Source organism: Massilia luteola (assembly GCF_034420155.1).
In the GTDB taxonomy this organism is placed as follows: Bacteria; Pseudomonadota; Gammaproteobacteria; order Burkholderiales; family Burkholderiaceae_D; genus Telluria; species Telluria luteola.
Map to the genome: position 1 here is coordinate 1 of NZ_JAXOFN010000008.1, position 16,816 is coordinate 16,816.

Below are 16,816 nucleotides of genomic sequence, written 5' to 3' on the forward strand. Positions count from 1 at the left end.
CCAGGTGCAGGGCAATATCGAGCTACCCAACGACAAGGACTGGTTCAAGGTCGCGCTGCAGGCCGGCACCACCTACGTCTTCGACCTGACCGGCGCCGACGGCGGCGGCGGGACGCTCGGCGCCGGCTTCGGCGAAGCCTACCTCAGCCTGTTCAACGGCAACGGCAGCATCGTCGACTCGGCCATCAACAACGGTGTCGGCGACGATCCGCGGCTGTCGTTCACGCCGACGGCGAGCGGCACCTATTACCTGCAAGCGTCCGACCTGAACGACGGCACCGGCACGTACACGCTCAAGGCCACGACGGGCATCAACGATGACTTCAGCGACAACGCGGCGACGACTGGCAATCTCGCCATCGGCGGCCAGGTGCAGGGCAATATCGAGCTACCCAACGACAAGGACTGGTTCAAGGTCGCGCTGCAGGCCGGCACCACCTACGTCTTCGACCTGACCGGCGCCGACGGCGGCGGCGGGACGCTCGGCGCCGGCTTCGGCGAAGCCTACCTCAGCCTGTTCAACGGCAACGGCAGCATCGTCGACTCGGCCATCAACAACGGTGTCGGCGACGATCCGCGGCTGTCGTTCACGCCGACGGCGAGCGGCACCTATTACCTGCAAGCGTCCGACCTGAACGACGGCACCGGCACGTACACGCTCAAGGCCGCATCCGCATCGGCGCCGCCCGTCAACGGCGTCGGCACGCCGGGGGCCGACGTGCTGTCCGGCAGCAAGGGGAACGACCACCTCGACGGCGGCGCCGGTCTCGATACCGCCGTGTATGCCGGCGCGCGCGCCAATTTCACCATCACGAAGACGGCGACCGGATTCAGCGTCGTCGACAATACCGGCGCCGAAGGCCATGACGATTTGCTGAACGTCGAACGGATACACTTTGCGGACACCGCCGTTGCGCTGGACGTCGACGGCAACGCCGGCAAGGCCTATCGCATCTACCAGGCCGCCTTCGACCGGACGCCCGACCTGGCCGGACTCGGATTCTGGCTCAAGGCGATCGACGACGGCGCCCGCGTGGAGGACGTCGCCGCCGGCTTCATCGCGTCGGACGAGTACCGCAACACCTATGGCAGCGACCTCGGTGCGACTGACCTGGTCACGCGGTATTACGAGAACATCCTGCATCGCGCACCGGAAGCGGCCGGGCTGGATTACTGGGCCGGGGTACTGACCCACAAGGATGCGACGGTGGCCGACGTGCTGGCCGCGATCAGCGAAAGCGCGGAGAATGTGACCGGCGTGGCGACCGTCATCGGCAACGGCTTCCAGTACACGCCTTACGGCAGTTGAGGCCAACCGGCCGGCAAACAAAAAGGCAGGGCCGCGGCCCTGCCTTTTTCGTCGGTCCGTCCTGTGCTTACAGGATGTGCGTCCCGACCCACCACGCAATCGCGGCCATGAAGGCCGATGCGGGGATCGTGAAGATCCAGGCCCAGACGATGTTGCCGGCCACGCCCCAGCGCACGGCCGAGGCCTTTTGCGCCGAGCCGACGCCGACGATGGCGCCCGTGATGGTGTGCGTCGTCGACACCGGCACGCCGATCGCGCTGGCGAGGAACAGCGTGATGGCGCCGCCCGACTCCGCGCAGAAGCCGCCGACCGGCTTGAGCTTGGTGATCTTCTGGCCCATCGTGCGCACGATGCGCCAGCCGCCGAACAGCGTGCCCATCGAGATGGCCGTGTAGCAGGCGATGATCACCCACAGCGGCGGTGCCGAGGCGCCGGCGTTGGAGACGCCGGCCACGATCAGCAGCATCCAGATGATGCCGATGGTCTTCTGCGCGTCGTTGCCGCCGTGGCCCAGGCTGTAGGCCGCGGCCGAGAACAGCTGCAGGCGGCGGAACCACGTGTCGACCTTGCGCGGCGGCGTGCGCACGAAGATCCACGACACGGCCAGCATCACGAGCGAGCCTAGGATGAAGCCCAGCAGCGGCGACAGGATGATCCACTCGACGGTCTTGAGCAGGCCGCCGCCGACCAGCGCGCCGGTGCCGCTCTTGGCCACCGCGGCGCCCACCAGGCCGCCGATCAGCGCATGCGACGACGATGACGGGATGCCGTAATACCAGGTGATCACGTTCCAGATGATGGCGCCGACGAGCGCGCCGAACACGACGTACTGGTCGACGATGTGCGGGTCGACGGTCCCCTTGCCCACCGTCGACGCCACGTGCAGGCCGACGGTGAAGATGGCGACGAAGTTGAACATCGCGGACATCGCGACCGCGGTCTGCGGACGCAGCACGCCGGTCGACACCACCGTCGCGATCGCGTTGGCGGCATCGTGGAAGCCGTTCATGAAGTCGAAGACCAGCGCCAACAGGACGAGCAGGACCAGCACATACATGCTGATATGAATTGTATGCATATTGTTTTTGTTGTTCCGGTCGTTACGCGTTTTCGACGATGATGCCTTCGATGATGTTGGCAACGTCTTCGCAGCGGTCCGTCACGGTCTCGAGGATTTCGTAGATGGCTTTCATCTTGATCAGGTTGCGCACGTCCGGCTCGTCGCGGAACAGCTTGGACATCGCGGCGCGCATCACGTGGTCGGCGTCCGACTCCAGGCGGTCGATCTCTTCGCAGATGGCGACGATCTTCTGGGCATTGTCCATGTTGTGCAGCATGCCGACGGCCTGCTGGACCTTTTCGCAGCAGGTCAGGCACAGCTCTGCCAGGCGCTTGGCTTCCGGCGTCACGGCATGCAGGTCGTACAGCGAGATGGTCTGGGCGGCGTCCTCCATCATGTCGAGGATGTCGTCCATGCGGGTGATCAGCTTGTGGATGTCGTCGCGGTCGAGCGGCGTGATGAAGGTCTTGTGCAGCAGGTCGACGCACGCGTAGGTGACCTTGTCCGCCTGTTTTTCGATGCTCTCCACGGCGTGCGTGCGGTTTTCCAGGTCGTCGAAGTTGGTCATCAGGCCGACCATCTCTTGTGCACCCTTCACGCACAAGGCCGCGTGCTGGTTGAACAGGTCGAAAAATTTGCCCTCCGTGGGCATCAGGCGTCCAAACATAGGTTCTCCGTTGGGTAATTCTCTTGGGACTTCTTAAAGATTGCGGCACCGGGCCGCAACATCATCTTGTTATTCACTACTGAGCAACAGGGGCCTCGAAAACCGTCGCGAGCGGCGGCAGTTTCGTTCGAGAAGCGCAACCGTACTTAAGGTACGGTGAGCATCACAGAACGAAAATGCAACGCGCAGCAGGTTTGCGAGACCCCCACTACTAGTCGCCCTGGTAGATACCGAGGCTGCCGCTGTAATTGCCGAACTTGGTGTACATGCCCATCCAGGTCAGGCGAATGGCGCCGATCGGGCCGTTACGCTGTTTGCCGATGATGATTTCGGCGGTACCTTTGTCGGGCGAATCCGGGTTGTAAACTTCGTCACGATACAGGAAGATGATCACGTCCGCATCCTGTTCGATAGCGCCCGATTCGCGCAGGTCGGACATCACCGGGCGCTTGTTCGGGCGTTGTTCCAGCGAGCGGTTCAACTGGGACAGCGCGATCACGGGGCACCCCAGCTCCTTCGCAAGGCCCTTCAGGCTACGCGAGATTTCCGAAATCTCGGAGGCGCGGTTGTCGCCCGGCTTGGAACCCTGCATCAGCTGCAGGTAGTCGACGATGATCAGGCCCAGCTTGCCGCACTGGCGCGCCAGGCGCCGCGCGCGCGCGCGCATCTCGATCGGGTTCAGCGCCGGCGTCTCGTCGATGAAGATCTGGGCGTCGTTCATCTTCTGGATCGCATGCGTCAGGCGCGGCCAGTCCTCGTCGAGCAGCTTGCCGGTACGCAGGCGGTGCTGGTCGAGCTGGCCGATCGAGCCGAGCATACGCATCGCCAGCTGCACGCCGCCCATCTCCATCGAGAAGATCGCGACCGGCAGGCCGGCGTCGACGGCGACGCTCTCGCCGATGTTGACGGAAAACGCGGTCTTGCCCATCGACGGACGGCCGGCGACGATGACGAGGTCGCCCGGCTGCAGTCCGGACGTCATCTTGTCGAGGTCGACGAACCCGGTCGGCACACCGGTGACCTCACCCTGGCTGTCGCGGCTGTACAGCTCGTCGACGCGCTCGACCACCTGGGTCAGCAGCGGCTGCACGGGCAACCAGCCCTGCGCGCCGCGGGCGCCCTGCTCGGCGATCGCGAAGATGCGCGATTCGGCTTCGTCGAGGATCTGCTTGACCTCGGCACCCTGCGGATTGAAGGCCTTGCCCGACACTTCGTCGGCGACAGTGATGAGTTGGCGCAGCACGCCGCGATCGCGGACGATCTCGGCATAACGGCGGATGTTGGCGGCGGATGGCGTATTCTGCGCCATCGCGTTGAGGTACTGCAGGCCCCCGACGTCCTCGGCCTTGCCGAGTTGGACGAGCGCCTCGTACACGGTGATCACGTCGGCAGGCTTGCCAGCATTGATCAGGCGGACCATCTGTTCGAAGATGATCCGGTGGTCGTAGCGGTAAAAATCCTCCGCATGCATGAAGTCGGCGATGCGGTCCCATGCCGCGTTATCGCGCAGCAGGCCGCCAATGACGGACTGTTCTGCTTCGATGGAATGCGGGGGGATGCGGAGCGACTCGATCTGCGGGTCTGCTGGGGTGTTCATGGCCGGCATTATACCCGTTCCCGATCAGGCGCTGAAATCATTGGTGAGTTTCCAAAAGCGAATTCTTTTTGCTGTTGCAAAAAAAAATCGTCCCCGCGGAGGCGGGGACCCAAGCTTTGCATCCGAAGTCGCAAATTGGGCCCCCGCCTGCGCGGGGACGACGTTTCAGAGTCTGACTCTTGATTCTTAGGCAGCTTCGCCCACGACAGCGATGGTGATTTCCGCCACGACGTCGGTGTGCAGAGCGACCGACACCGGGTGCTCGCCGGCGGTCTTCAGCGGACCGGTCGGCATGCGCACTTGTGCCTTTTCGACGGCGAAACCTTGCTTGGTCAGGGCTTCGGCGATGTCGAAGTTGGTCACGGAACCGAACAGACGGCCGTCGACGCCGGCTTTCTGCGCGATGGTGACGGTCATGCCGTTCAGCTTGTCGCCCTGGCCTTGAGCGGCGGCCAGTTTCTCGGCAGCTGCCTTTTCCAGTTCGGCGCGCTTGACTTCGAACTCGGCCACGGCAGCTTGCGTTGCACGGCGGGCCATTTTTTGCGGGATCAGGAAGTTACGGGCGTAACCATCCTTGACCTTGACGACGTCGCCCAGGTTGCCGACGTTGACGACTTTTTCCAGCAGGATAACTTGCATTTTATTCTCCAGTAATCTGACTATGCTTGCGGTCGCGACCGACGATTAAGCGTTGTGCAGGTCGGTGTACGGCAGCAGAGCCAGGTAACGGGCGCGCTTGATGGCGGTGTCAACTTGACGCTGATAGTGCGCCTTGGTACCGGTCAGGCGTGCCGGCATGATCTTGCCGTTTTCCTGGACGAAATCCTTCAGGGTGTCGACGTCCTTGTAGTCAACCTGTTCCACGCCTGCGGCGGTGAAGCGGCAGAATTTCTTGCGCTTGAACAGCGGGTTCTGCTGTTTACGCTTCTCTTTGAGCTTAGCTTTGTTTTTGTCGAACTTTTTACCGAATGCCATTTTGAGGCTCCTGTATCTATCTAAAAACGTGCCCGCACAATTCTTTATGCGGCGGCACTGAAATCAATGATGTGAAACACCAAGCTTTTGCTGTGACGGCTTTTCCTGGCCAAAAACCCTGTGAAGCGGTACATCGCGCCCAACTCGGCGTTGGCAAATCGTCCCGAAATCTCGCCCGCGGCAACCGCGGGAATCTCGAAGTCGACCTGCCTGTCCATCCTCGCTTCCGTCTGCGTCGATCCGTGTTGCAGGACGCCGCCCACGATGGGGATGCCGGCCGGGGTGTAGCGCAAGGTGTCGCGTTCCAGAATGCTTGCGACCAGCGACAGCTCGTTCACGTACTGCTCGGTGCTCCCGCGAGAGATTTAGGCGGCAGCGGCCGGAGCGGCGGCCTGCTCGGCGCGGTGGCTCTTGGCTGCGTCTTCGCGCTGGACCGACTTCATCATCGGCGACGGCGCGGTTTCGGCCTTCTTCATCTTCACGGTCAGGTGACGCAGCACGGCATCGTTGAATTTGAATGCGGTTTCCAGCTCGACCAGGGTCTCGTTGTCGCACTCGATGTTCAAGCAGATGTAGTGTGCCTTCGGCAGCTTCTGGATCTGGTAAGCCATTTGACGACGGCCCCAATCTTCGACGCGGTGGATGTTGCCGCCGCGCGAGGTGACCGTGGTCTTGTAGCGTTCGATCATCGCCGGGACCTGTTCGCTCTGGTCCGGGTGGACGATAAACACGATTTCATAATGACGCATGAAACACTCCTTAAGGACGTTTAAACAAATGCCCACCTCGGCGTCAAGACGAGTGTGGGAAGGGAAAGCCCAACATTATAACAGCAAAGCCGTCAAGTACTCAATAGGTGTCGACGGCGCGCGCGGGCTTGCGGCGGCGCGCAAGGTCGCGGACGTGCGCTGCGTACCGCACCGCAAAAACATTGTGGACGTGCGCTGCGTACCGCACCGCAAAAACATTGTGGACGTGCGCTGCGTGCCGCACCGCAAAAAAATCTCGAAATCCCCTTGCGCGCGGCGCAATACTGTACAAAAATACAGTCTGATCCCGTACCAACCAAGACAAACATGCTAAAGCTCACCGCACGGCAAGAACAGATCCTCAACCTGATCAAGGAAGCCATCGACAACACCGGCTTCCCGCCGACCCGCGCCGAAATCGCCCAGGAGCTTGGCTTCCGCTCGGCCAACGCGGCCGAGGAACACCTGCAGGCCCTGGCCCGCAAAGGCGCGATCGAAATCTCACCGGGTACCTCGCGCGGTATCCGCCTCGTCGGCCAGTCCGTCACCGAATCGAAGGCCGCCCTGCCCTCGTTCGTGCCGCCGATCCCGCCGAACCTGATGTCGCTACCGCTCGTCGGCCGCGTCGCCGCCGGCTCGCCCATCCTTGCCCAGGAACACGTCGAGGCGACCTATTCCGTCGACCCGGCGATGTTCTCCAGCAAGCCGGACTTCCTGCTGAAGGTCAAGGGCTGGTCGATGCGCGATGCGGGCATCTGCGACGGCGATTTCCTGGCCGTCAAGAAGGTCGACAACGCCAAGAATGGCCAGATCGTCGTCGCCCGCATCGGCGACGAAGTGACGGTCAAGCGCTACCGCAAGACGGGCGCCACGATCGAACTGCTGCCGGAGAATCCGGACTTTTCCGTGATCACCGTCGATCCCAGCTCGGACGAGTTCGCGCTCGAAGGTCTCGCAGTCGGGCTGCTGCGGTCCTGGCATTGAGAACGACATCGTAGTTACGTCCCGCAACATCGAAAGGCCGCATCTTGCGGCCTTTTTTTACGCATATAAATATACAAAAAGAAATATACTCCGGACACAAAATGAATAGAATATAAACTTTTTATCCAAGCGGACAGAAGGAATTTCATGCAACGTCACGTATTGAGCATCGCAAGCCTGGCATTGTTCGCCGGCCTGGGTCACGCGGCCGAGGGCGACGTCAAGTCCGCGCCGGTTGCCGTGCGTTCGGCACTCGCCAGCGGCGTCGACACCCGGTACATCGAAGGCTCGGTACGGCCGCAAGACGATTTTTTCGAATATCTGAACGGCAAATGGCTCAAGACGGTCGATATCCCGTCGGACAAGCCATACCTCGATCCGTTCGTCGACCGGTATGAGGATTCACTGCGCCAGCTGCGCGAGATCATCGAAAAAGCCGGTGCCGGCACCGATGCAACCCACAAACCGGATGCCCGCCGCATCGGCGACCTCTACGCCAGCTTCATGGACGAGGCGAAGCTGGAACAACTGGGCATCACACCGTTGCGGCGCGAACTGGATCGGATCGCCGCGATCAAGGACAAGACCGAATTGTCCATGGTACTGGCCCACCTGGGCAGGCTCGGCATGGGCGTGCCGCTCGACTTCACCATTCACCTGGACAACAAGGATTCGACCCGCTATGTCGCCGACATCAGCCAGGGCGGACTGGGCCTGCCTGACCCCGACTATTTTCTGAAGGCGGACGACCAGAAGCTGGCCGATATGAAGGCCAGATATCTGGCCCACTGCCAAAAGGTCCTCGCCATGGCGGGCGACCGGCATGCCGCCGCCCACGCGCAAGCCATCGTCGCGTTCGAGACCGAACTGGCCAAGGCGCAATGGACCAAGGTCGAACTGCGCGATCCGAACAAGGCATACAACAAGTTCCACCTGACCGATCTCCCAGGGTTCGCACCAGGTTTCGACTGGAACAGCTGGCTGGACGGCATCGGCCTGTCCGGCAAGAGCACGTACGTGATCGTTGGGCAGCCGAGCTATCTGAAGGCGTTTGCCGGGATCGCGGATGCCACGCCGCTCGATACCTGGAAAGCGTACCTGACCCTGCACCTGGTCAAATCCTATAGCCGTTTCCTGTCGAAGGCCTTTGTCGACGCCGATTTCGAATTTTTCGACAAGACGCTGTTCGGCATCGAAGCGAACGAGCCGCGCTGGAAACGCGGCGTCGGCGTGATCGAAAGCACGCAGGGTGATGCGCTGGGCAAGTTGTATGTGGCTCGGTATTTCCCACAAGAGCGCAAGGTACGCATCGAACGCCTGATGCGGAACCTGCTGGCCACCTACAAGCTGAGCATCGACAAGCTCGACTGGATGAGCCCGGCCACCAAGACGGAAGCCCAGGCCAAGCTGGCCAAGATGAAGACGAAGATCGGGTATCCGGACAAGTGGAAGGATTATTCGGCCCTCGTCGTCAAACGCGACGACCTGGTCGGCAACGTGATGCGGTCGCGCGAACTCGAGTTCGACCGCGACCTCGCGAAACTGGGCAAGCCCATCGATCGCGACGAGTGGACCATGACGCCGCAGACGGTCAATGCCTACTATAACCCGGAAAAGAACGAAATCGTGGTGCCGGCCGCCATGCTGCAGCCGCCGTTCTTCGATGGCGATGCGGACGATGCCGTCAATTACGGCGGCATCGGCACCATACTCGGCCACGAGATCAGTCACGGCTTCGACGACCAGGGTTCCCAGTACGACGGCGACGGCAACCTGCGCGACTGGTGGACCGCGGCCGACCATGAACGGTTCAAGGACAAGAGCAGGATGCTGGTCAGCCAGTACGACGCCTTCGAACCGGTCCCTGGCTACCATGTGAACGGCGAACTGACTCTGGGCGAGAATATCGCCGACATGTCGGGTCTGGCGATCGCGTACAAGGCCTACCACATGTCGTTGAAGGGAACGACACCCCCCATGATCGGCGGCCTGACCGGCGACCAGCGTCTCTACATGGGTTTCGGCCAGATCTGGCGTCAGAAGATGCGCGACAACATGCTGATCATGGTGCTCAAGACCGATCCGCACTCGCCAGGCCGATTCCGCACCAACGGCCCCCTGCGCAACAACCCGGGCTTCTACGATACGTTCGGCGTCAAGCCGGGCGACAAGATGTACCTTGCACCCAAGGATCGGGTAAGTATCTGGTGACCGCTCGAGCCGGCGGCCGCCCGCGGCGGCGGCCGGCATCGGTCACTTGCCGTCATCCGGCGGCGGCGCGTTCTTGACCATCTCGTTGTGTTCCTTGACGTACGCCTCGGTCCCCGCGCGCCAGGCGTCGAAGTCCGCGACGACCATCCGGCCGGCCACCTTCGTATCTTCCGCCAGGCGATCGCTCACCTCCTTCAGGTGCGCCGTCGCCTTGTCGGTCTCGTCCTTCGTCATGATCTTGGCGAGGTCGTCCGGGATGCGCTTGGTCAGCGGCAGTGCCGCGTTCAAGTGTTTTACCCAGTTGTTGTGGCAAGCCTCCCAGTCCTTCATCTTGCCGCCGTAATAGTCGATTTCCTCGTTGACCTTGGACATGGTCGGAAAACGCGGTGCCGGGCAGCGGTATTCGCTCGTGCGCAGGTCGGAACCGTCGTATTTGGCGATCCAGTAATCGAGGTCGGCGCGGCGCACCTCGCGCTGCTTCATCAGCGCGAGCGAGGCGATGGCGACGGCATTGCCCTTGGCGGCGGCCTTCTGGAACCATTGCGCGGCCTGGTCCATGTCGACCTTGCCGGCGTCGCCGTAGAAATACATTTCGCCCACGTGCTGCTGGGCCATGACGTTGCCGGCATTTGCCAGCGTCGTATATTTCTGCAGGGCTTCCGGATAGGCTTTCTTGGCGAAAAGCGCATCCGCTTCCGCGAGCTCGGCGGCGGCGTTGGCGGACGATGCGGCGGCGGCCGGCTTCGCAGCGCCGCCCTTGGCGGACGATTTGGCGGTGGATTTGGCGACAGGCTCGGCGCCGCACGCGACACCGGCACACAGCAGTGCGGCGCAAAACAGGACAGTCTTCATGGTGTGCAATTCTACGAGTAGAGGGATGGCAACACGACGATCATAACCGCAGCGTCGTCCGTGCTCAACCGGGAAGGCGATCCACCCTCCCGGCTTTACGCAGCTTTACGACAGAATCAGCCGTTCAGCGCCTCGCCGAAATCGGCCAGCAGGTCGTCCGTGTCCTCGATGCCCACCGACACGCGGATCAGCGATTCCGCGATGCCCATGCTGGCGCGGCGCGCCGCGCCCATCTCGAAGAAGATCGTGTGCGCGACGGGGATGACGAGCGTGCGCGTGTCGCCCAGGTTGCTGGCGGGGATGCCGACCTTGAGGCGGTTCAGGTAGTCGAAGCAGTCGATCCCCTCCTTCAGCTCGAAGCTGAACAGCGAGCCGTAGGCGCGGAACTGTTCGGACGCCAGCTTGTGCTGCGGATGCGATGCCAGGCCCGGATAGTGGACGGCCGCCACGCGTTCGTCCGCTTCCAGCATCGTCGCCAATGCCAGCGCGTTCGCGCAGGTGCGGTCCATGCGCAGGGCGAGCGTCTCGGCGCCGACCGCGATGTGGTGCGCCGCTTCCGGTGCGAGCGACGCGCCGAAGTCGCGCAGCGCTTTCGCGCGCAGCTGGGCCATGCCCTGCGCGGCCGGCGGCTGGCGGCGGAAGTTGTCGGCGATGTTCGGGTAGGCGGACCAGTCGAACACGCCGGTGTCGGTCAGCGCGCCGCCCAGCGCCATGCCGTGGCCGCCGATCGACTTGGTCAGCGCGTTCACGACGAGGCCCGCGCCGACGGCTTTCGGACGGAACAGGTAGGGCGTCGTCATCGTATTGTCGACGACGTACAGGATGCCGCGCGCACGGCACAACTCGCCGATGCGGGCGAGATCCGCGATCTGCGTGCGCGGATTGGCGATGGTTTCGACGAACACCATGCGCGTAGTCGGCTTCAGTGCGGCTTCCACGTTGGCGACGTCGGTCGCATCGACGAACGACACGTCCGTTCCCTGCGCGGCCACCGTGTTCCACAGGCTGTTGGTATTCCCGAACAGGAACGAGGACGACACCACGTGGTCGCCCGCGCGCAGCAGCGCCTGCGCGAGCGCGCCGATGGCGGCCATGCCGGTGGCGAAGCACAGGGTGGCGGTGCCGCCTTCCATCTTGCTGATCTTGTCTTCCAGCGCGGAGACGGTCGGGTTGCCCTGGCGGCCGTAGCGGAAGCCCGGCTCCTTGCCCTGGAAGACGGACGCGAGCTGGCGCGCGTCGGTGTAGCCGAAGGCGACCGACGTGTGGACCGGCTTATGGAGGGAGTTGTGTTCGATCGGCTTGCTGCGATCGTTGTGCAGGATGGTGGTGGTGAAGCCGTAGTTTGGTTTGTCGCTCATGGTCTTGTTCTGCGCGGTGGTAAATGATGGGGCCCATTAACAACAAACCGGATTTATTCGGCCGCGACGGACGGATTCAGATTCAGCTGCGTCCGCACGATGTCGTCCGACGATTTACCGGACGACTTGTGGCGCACGCTCTCGAGCTGGTCGAGATAGGCCGGCGTCACGTCGCCCGTCACGTACACGCCGTCGAAGCACGACGCTTCCACGTTCGTCAGGGCCGGATTGACGTCCGAGATCGACTTGCGCAGCGCGTCCAGGTCCTGGTACACGAGGCGGTCGGCCGTGATCTCGCGGCACACTTCCTCGACGGTGCGGCCGTGGGCGATCAGTTCGTCGCGCGTCGGCATGTCGATGCCGTACACGTTCGGGTACAGCACCGGCGGCGCGGCCGACGCGAAAAAGACCTTGCGGGCGCCCGATTCGCGCGCCATCTGCACGATCTCGCGGCTCGTCGTGCCGCGCACGATGGAGTCGTCGACGAGCAGCACGTTCTTGTCCTTGAACTCGGACGCGATCGCGTTCAGCTTCTGGCGCACCGACTTCCGGCGCATCGTCTGGCCCGGCATGATGAACGTGCGGCCGATGTAGCGGTTCTTGATGAAGCCTTCGCGGTATTCGACGCCCAGCTTCAGCGCGAGCTGGATGGCGGCCGGACGCGACGAATCCGGGATCGGCATCACGACGTCGATCTCTTCGACCGGGATCTCCTTGCGGATCTTCTCGGCCAGGTATTCGCCCATGCGCAGGCGCGTCGCGTACACGGACGCGCCGTCGATCACGGAGTCGGGACGGGCCAAATACACGTATTCGAACGCGCACGGATTCAGCGACGGGTTCGCGGCGCACTGGCGCGTGTGCAACTGGCTGTCGGCGTCGATCCAGACGGCTTCGCCCGGCGCGATGTCGCGCACGAAGCGGAAGCCCAGGCCTTCGAGGGCGACGGATTCGCTGGCGACCAGGTATTCGGGGCCGTTCTCGGTCTCGTTGATGCCGAGGCACAGCGGGCGGATGCCGAACGGATCGCGGAACGCGAGCAGGCCGTGGCCGGCGATCTGCGCGATGACGGCATAGGCGCCGCGCACGCGGCGGTGCACCTGCGCGACGGCCTTGAACACGGCGTCCGGCGCCAGCGAGTAGCCGTCGGCGGCCTGGGCGATTTCGTGGGCGAGCACGTTCAGCAGGACTTCCGAATCGGAGTTCGTGTTGACGTGGCGGCGGTCGTTGCGGAACAGTTCTTCCTTCAGCTGTTCCTGGTTGGTCAGGTTGCCGTTGTGCGCCAGGGTGATGCCGAACGGGGCGTTCACGTAGAACGGCTGCGCTTCTTCTTCGCTGGACGAGCCGGCCGTCGGATAGCGGCAGTGGCCGATGCCGGAATTGCCTTGCAGCGAACGCATGTTGCGCGTGCGGAAAACGTCACGCACGAGGCCGTTGGCCTTGTACATCGAGAACATGCTGCTGTGATTGGTTGCAATCCCCGCCGCGTCCTGACCGCGATGCTGCAGTAGCAGCAATGCGTCATACAACAGCTGGTTGACGGGGGCTTGCGAGACGACGCCGACGATGCCACACATGGTGTGCTCCTAATACCGTGAAGAAGTGTTCAAAACTGTAAGTGCTGCGCGAAGGCAGCGGGCAAGAAAGGCTTGACCGTGCGCGCTCCGGTTTCCGCCATGGGCGAGAGCAGCGCGTCTTTCCAGAAAGCCTGTTGGGGAATGGAAGTCATCCCGCACAATATGACGCCGGCCAGCACGATTACAATGCCCCGGCCCAAGCCGAACAGGCCGCCGAGGCCGCGGTCGGCCAGGCTCAGGCCGGAAGCCTCGATCAATGCGCCGATCGCGAGGGCCAACAGGCCCATCAGCACGCGCACGCCGAGGAATAATGCAATGAAGGCGACGATGAGCCGCAAGGCTTCGCCCGGAATCACGGATGGTAGCATGGGCGCCAGCTTCGCGCCGAAGGCGTTGGCGACGATGAAGGCCGCCACCCAGCCGAGCAGCGACAGGATTTCCTTCACCAGGCCGCGCATGGTGCTGATGACGACCGACGACGCCAGGATGAACAAGACCACGTAGTCGAAGATCGTCACGGCGCGGCTTTTGCAGTCATCATCGGTTGCGGACAGCCGGCGTCAGACCGGGCTCATGGTGCCGGCCATGCCCAGGCGGCCCAGTTTGGCGCGGACTTTCTCGGCGTCGTCCTTGTTCAGGGGGCCGACCCGTACGCGGATCAGTTCGCCAGCCGGCGTGTTCGTCTTTTGCGTGTACGACGAGATGCCCGCTTCGCGCAGCCGGGCCTGCACTTCGGCCGCCTTTTCCGGGCTCGACAGTGCCGCGACCTGCAGCACGAATTTCTGCGATCCGGACTCGGCCGGCTTGTCCTTCTCGGCGGCCTTCTCGGCCTGCTTGCCTTCCAGGATCGCCATGGCGCGCGCCGCGTCGTCATGCGGCCTGACGGGCTTGTCGTCGGTTTTCGGCTTGACGGGCTTTTCCTTTTCCGCCAGGCGCGGTTCCGGCCGCGGTTCCTTGTGCTCCGGTTTCGGCACGTCCTTGTGTTCCGGCCTTGCCGGCTCGGACTTCACGGGCTCAGGCTTCGCGGGTTCGGGCTTCGATTCGGGCTTGTGCTCGACCTTGGGTGCCGGCTGCGGGGCGGTCACTGCGGCGACGGCGGCCGGTGCCTTCGATGCGGGCGCGGGCGGCGGTGCCTCGACGACTTCTTCGCCCTTGTCGACGCTGTCCGCGGCGGACACGGGCTTATCGGCGGCCGGCACGGGCAGCGGCGCCGCCTTGTCTTTCGCGGGGATCTGGATCGCGATGTCGCCGGCGAGCGGCTTGGGTTCGGAATCGAGCAGCATCGGCAGGCCGACGGCGGCCGCCAGGGCCAGCGCGATGGCGCCGACGAGGCGGCGCCGGGCGCGCTTCTTTTCGGGCAGCATGGGGTCGTTGCCGGGACGGCGCGACGCACCGCCGGCATTGCTCGCCCGCTTGGCGCGGGCGCGCTCGCCGATCGCGGCGTCGTCATCCTTGCTGTAGAAGCGGCCACTGTCCTCGGTGAGGCGGTCCTGCTTGCTTTTACGGGGAAACAAGCCCATGCGGTGTCACGTCAATGAAGAGAGGATTTACGGGCCGCCATCACGCCAGCCACGGTGTAGAACGAGCCAAAGACCACTATTCTATCATCCTGTCCGGCCCGGCTCGTTGCATCTGCGAATGCCTCGGCCGGATTCGCGAACGTTTTGACGGAAAATTCGCCGTCCTTGGCATCCGCCGGCCTGAGCGCTTCGAGCTTCGCGGCCAGCACGGCCGGGTCGGCCGAACGGGGCGACGGCAGCGCCGCCACGCACCAGTGGTCGACGTACGGCGCCATGTGGGCGACGACCGCGTCGATGTCCTTGTCCTGCATGATGCCGAGCACGCCGTAGGTAAAACGGTGGAACCCCATGTTGCTCAGGTTCTGCGCCAGCGTCGCCGCCGCGTGCGGATTGTGGGCGACGTCGAGGATCGTCGTCGGACGGCCCGCCAGCACCTGGAATCGGCCCGGCAGCTCGACCAGCGCGAGGCCCGTGCGCACCTCTTGCGCGCCTACCGGCAGCACGTTGCGCAGCGCTTCCAGCGCCGCCAGCGCGGCCGCCGCGTTCAGCAACTGGTTGGCGCCGCGCAGCGCCGGATACGCGAGCGAATTGCGGCGCTGGTTGCGGCCGCCGTAGGCCCATTGCTGCTTGTCGCCCTGGAAGTTGAAGTCGCGGCCCAGCAGCCACAAATCGGCGCCGATGGTTGCCGCGTGGTCGATCAGCGATTGCGGCGGCAGCGGATCGCTGCAGATCGCCGGCCGGCCGGGGCGGAAGATGCCGGCCTTCTCGAAGCCGATCTCCTCGCGCGTGTCGCCGAGATAATCCTTGTGGTCGATGTCGATGCTCGTGACGATGGACACGTCCGCGTCGATCACGTTCACGGCGTCCAGGCGCCCGCCCAGGCCGACCTCGAGGATCGCCACGTCGACGCCGGCCGTCGCCAGCAGATGCATGATCGCGAGCGTCGTGAATTCGAAATACGTGAGGTCGATGTCGCCGCGGCGCGCTTCCACTTCAGCGAACGCCGCGATGAGAACGGCGTCGCTGGCCATCTCGCCATTGATGCGGGCGCGCTCGTTGAAGTCGAGGAAGTGCGGCTTGATGTACAGGCCGACCTTGTAGCCGCCCTGCAGCAGCATCGCTTCCAGCATGGCGCAGGTCGAGCCCTTGCCGTTGGTGCCCGCGACCATGATCACGGGGCAGGAAAAGGCCAGGCCCATGCGCTCCTTGACGGTGCGCACGCGGTCCAGCCCCATGTCGATGTGGGTTTCGGCATGGCGTGACTCGAGCAGCGCCAGCCAGTCGGGCAAGGTGGTCGGGAGGTTGTGCATGGGATGTCGTCCGGATGAAGCCTGGCGAAGGGAAAATACGCGCGCGGCCGGTTGCTTGTCGGGAGCAGCCGGCCGCGCATTTGGGCGTAGTGTAGCCGTTCGTATCAGGCTTGTCGAATTCTTGCCGTCAATTACTTGGCTTCTCGACAAGCTTCAAGGCCCGTGTACCTGAACGAATCCCTACCTCCACGCGACTCAGTGCGTGGCGGCGCCGACCTCGGCCGTGGTGAATTCGAAACCGCCGATGCGGGCGGCCACCTGGTTGTAGATCCACGCGCCGACCGCGACGCCGATGAACGCGCCTGCCGCATACGCCACCGGCATGACGATCAACATGGCGATGCCGACGCCCGCCGGCATCACCGCCGACATGAACAATGCCGCCAGCACGACGACCGGGATGGCGGTGACGAGATACACAGCGGCCATGACCTTGGCCGACTGCACGACGGATACCTGCACGATTTGTTTTTTCATGATGGATGCCGGGGTGAGGTGGAAGAAAACAGCTCGTCCACTCTATCCCGACATTTCCACCAAGAAAATCGAACGCATCAAGGAACGGGCATCCGGCCTTGGCCAATTCGAGGCCGGAGCACTGGCCGACAATCAATTGCCCAAAACCGGGCTCTGACCCCGAATTGTCG

19 protein-coding genes are annotated in these 16,816 nt (G+C 63.5%); 5 read left to right on the plus strand and 14 right to left on the minus strand.

The window, feature by feature from the left end:
• The coding region (locus U9J41_RS11020) for a DUF4214 domain-containing protein (protein ID WP_322402232.1) at nucleotides 1-1,309 on the plus strand (1,309 nt) is incomplete at its 5' end.
• 67 nt (nucleotides 1,310-1,376) lie between these two features.
• Here the strand turns inward: U9J41_RS11020 and U9J41_RS11025 are convergent.
• The 7 genes from U9J41_RS11025 to rpsF form a co-directional block, all read right to left on the minus strand.
• On the minus strand, nucleotides 1,377-2,387 hold the full coding sequence (locus U9J41_RS11025) for an inorganic phosphate transporter (protein WP_322402233.1): 1,011 nt from the start codon (nucleotides 2,385-2,387) through the stop codon (nucleotides 1,377-1,379).
• A gap of 22 nt (nucleotides 2,388-2,409) precedes the next feature.
• On the minus strand, nucleotides 2,410-3,036 hold the full coding sequence (locus U9J41_RS11030; protein ID WP_322402234.1) for a DUF47 domain-containing protein: 627 nt from the start codon (nucleotides 3,034-3,036) through the stop codon (nucleotides 2,410-2,412).
• A gap of 211 nt (nucleotides 3,037-3,247) precedes the next feature.
• Entirely contained in the window at nucleotides 3,248-4,633 is a 1,386-nt protein-coding gene (locus U9J41_RS11035; RefSeq protein ID WP_322402235.1) for a replicative DNA helicase, read from the minus strand.
• 186 nt (nucleotides 4,634-4,819) lie between these two features.
• Nucleotides 4,820-5,272 carry a 50S ribosomal protein L9 gene (gene rplI / locus U9J41_RS11040; protein WP_322402236.1) on the minus strand — a complete coding sequence of 151 codons (453 nt, stop codon included), beginning with the start codon at nucleotides 5,270-5,272 and terminating at the stop codon, nucleotides 4,820-4,822.
• Between the two features lie 45 nt (nucleotides 5,273-5,317).
• On the minus strand, nucleotides 5,318-5,608 hold the full coding sequence (gene rpsR / locus U9J41_RS11045; RefSeq protein WP_020656854.1) for a 30S ribosomal protein S18: 291 nt from the start codon (nucleotides 5,606-5,608) through the stop codon (nucleotides 5,318-5,320).
• Between the two features lie 44 nt (nucleotides 5,609-5,652).
• Nucleotides 5,653-5,946, minus strand: coding sequence for a primosomal replication protein N (gene priB, locus U9J41_RS11050; protein ID WP_258818222.1), 294 nt, complete (start codon nucleotides 5,944-5,946; stop codon nucleotides 5,653-5,655).
• Between the two features lie 27 nt (nucleotides 5,947-5,973).
• A complete protein-coding gene (rpsF, locus tag U9J41_RS11055) occupies nucleotides 5,974-6,357 on the minus strand; it encodes a 30S ribosomal protein S6 (protein ID WP_105378247.1) in 384 nt (127 codons plus the stop codon).
• On the opposite strand from rpsF, the gene U9J41_RS11060 reads away from it, so the two are divergent.
• From U9J41_RS11060 to U9J41_RS11070, 3 genes are all read left to right on the plus strand, one after another.
• Nucleotides 6,356-6,691: a hypothetical protein gene (locus tag U9J41_RS11060; protein WP_322402237.1), complete on the plus strand. Its 336-nt coding sequence runs from the start codon at nucleotides 6,356-6,358 to the stop codon at nucleotides 6,689-6,691. The two genes, rpsF and U9J41_RS11060, sit on opposite strands and share 2 nt — an antisense overlap.
• Nucleotides 6,685-7,341 carry a transcriptional repressor LexA gene (gene lexA / locus U9J41_RS11065; RefSeq protein WP_322402238.1) on the plus strand — a complete coding sequence of 219 codons (657 nt, stop codon included), beginning with the start codon at nucleotides 6,685-6,687 and terminating at the stop codon, nucleotides 7,339-7,341. Before U9J41_RS11060 ends, lexA begins: the two co-directional genes overlap by 7 nt.
• Nucleotides 7,342-7,488: 147 nt before the next feature.
• A complete protein-coding gene (locus U9J41_RS11070) occupies nucleotides 7,489-9,552 on the plus strand; it encodes a M13 family metallopeptidase (RefSeq protein ID WP_322402239.1) in 2,064 nt (687 codons plus the stop codon).
• Nucleotides 9,553-9,594: 42 nt separating this feature from the next.
• Here U9J41_RS11070 and U9J41_RS11075 read toward each other — a convergent pair whose 3' ends face one another.
• The 7 genes from U9J41_RS11075 to U9J41_RS11105 form a co-directional block, all read right to left on the minus strand.
• A complete protein-coding gene (locus U9J41_RS11075; protein ID WP_322402240.1) occupies nucleotides 9,595-10,404 on the minus strand; it encodes a tetratricopeptide repeat protein in 810 nt (269 codons plus the stop codon).
• Nucleotides 10,405-10,520: 116 nt separating this feature from the next.
• Nucleotides 10,521-11,762 (minus strand): cystathionine gamma-synthase family protein, encoded by a 1,242-nt coding sequence (locus tag U9J41_RS11080; protein ID WP_322402241.1) that lies wholly within the window; start codon nucleotides 11,760-11,762, stop codon nucleotides 10,521-10,523.
• Between the two features lie 53 nt (nucleotides 11,763-11,815).
• A complete protein-coding gene (purF, locus tag U9J41_RS11085) occupies nucleotides 11,816-13,339 on the minus strand; it encodes an amidophosphoribosyltransferase (RefSeq protein WP_322402242.1) in 1,524 nt (507 codons plus the stop codon).
• Nucleotides 13,340-13,368: 29 nt separating this feature from the next.
• Nucleotides 13,369-13,857 carry a CvpA family protein gene (locus U9J41_RS11090; RefSeq protein ID WP_322402243.1) on the minus strand — a complete coding sequence of 163 codons (489 nt, stop codon included), beginning with the start codon at nucleotides 13,855-13,857 and terminating at the stop codon, nucleotides 13,369-13,371.
• A 42-nt stretch (nucleotides 13,858-13,899) separates the two neighbouring features.
• Nucleotides 13,900-14,859, minus strand: a complete 960-nt coding sequence (locus U9J41_RS11095; RefSeq protein ID WP_322402244.1) for an SPOR domain-containing protein — start codon at nucleotides 14,857-14,859, stop codon at nucleotides 13,900-13,902.
• An 11-nt stretch (nucleotides 14,860-14,870) separates the two neighbouring features.
• Nucleotides 14,871-16,169 (minus strand): bifunctional tetrahydrofolate synthase/dihydrofolate synthase, encoded by a 1,299-nt coding sequence (gene folC, locus U9J41_RS11100; RefSeq protein WP_322402245.1) that lies wholly within the window; start codon nucleotides 16,167-16,169, stop codon nucleotides 14,871-14,873.
• 195 nt (nucleotides 16,170-16,364) lie between these two features.
• The gene (locus tag U9J41_RS11105) at nucleotides 16,365-16,646 is read right to left on the minus strand and encodes a hypothetical protein (RefSeq protein WP_322402246.1); all 282 of its coding nucleotides are present in this window, start codon (nucleotides 16,644-16,646) and stop codon (nucleotides 16,365-16,367) included.
• Here U9J41_RS11105 and U9J41_RS11110 point away from each other — a divergent pair.
• Entirely contained in the window at nucleotides 16,645-16,803 is a 159-nt protein-coding gene (locus U9J41_RS11110) for a hypothetical protein (RefSeq protein ID WP_322402247.1), read from the plus strand. The two genes, U9J41_RS11105 and U9J41_RS11110, sit on opposite strands and share 2 nt — an antisense overlap.
• Nucleotides 16,804-16,816 lie beyond the last annotated feature (13 nt).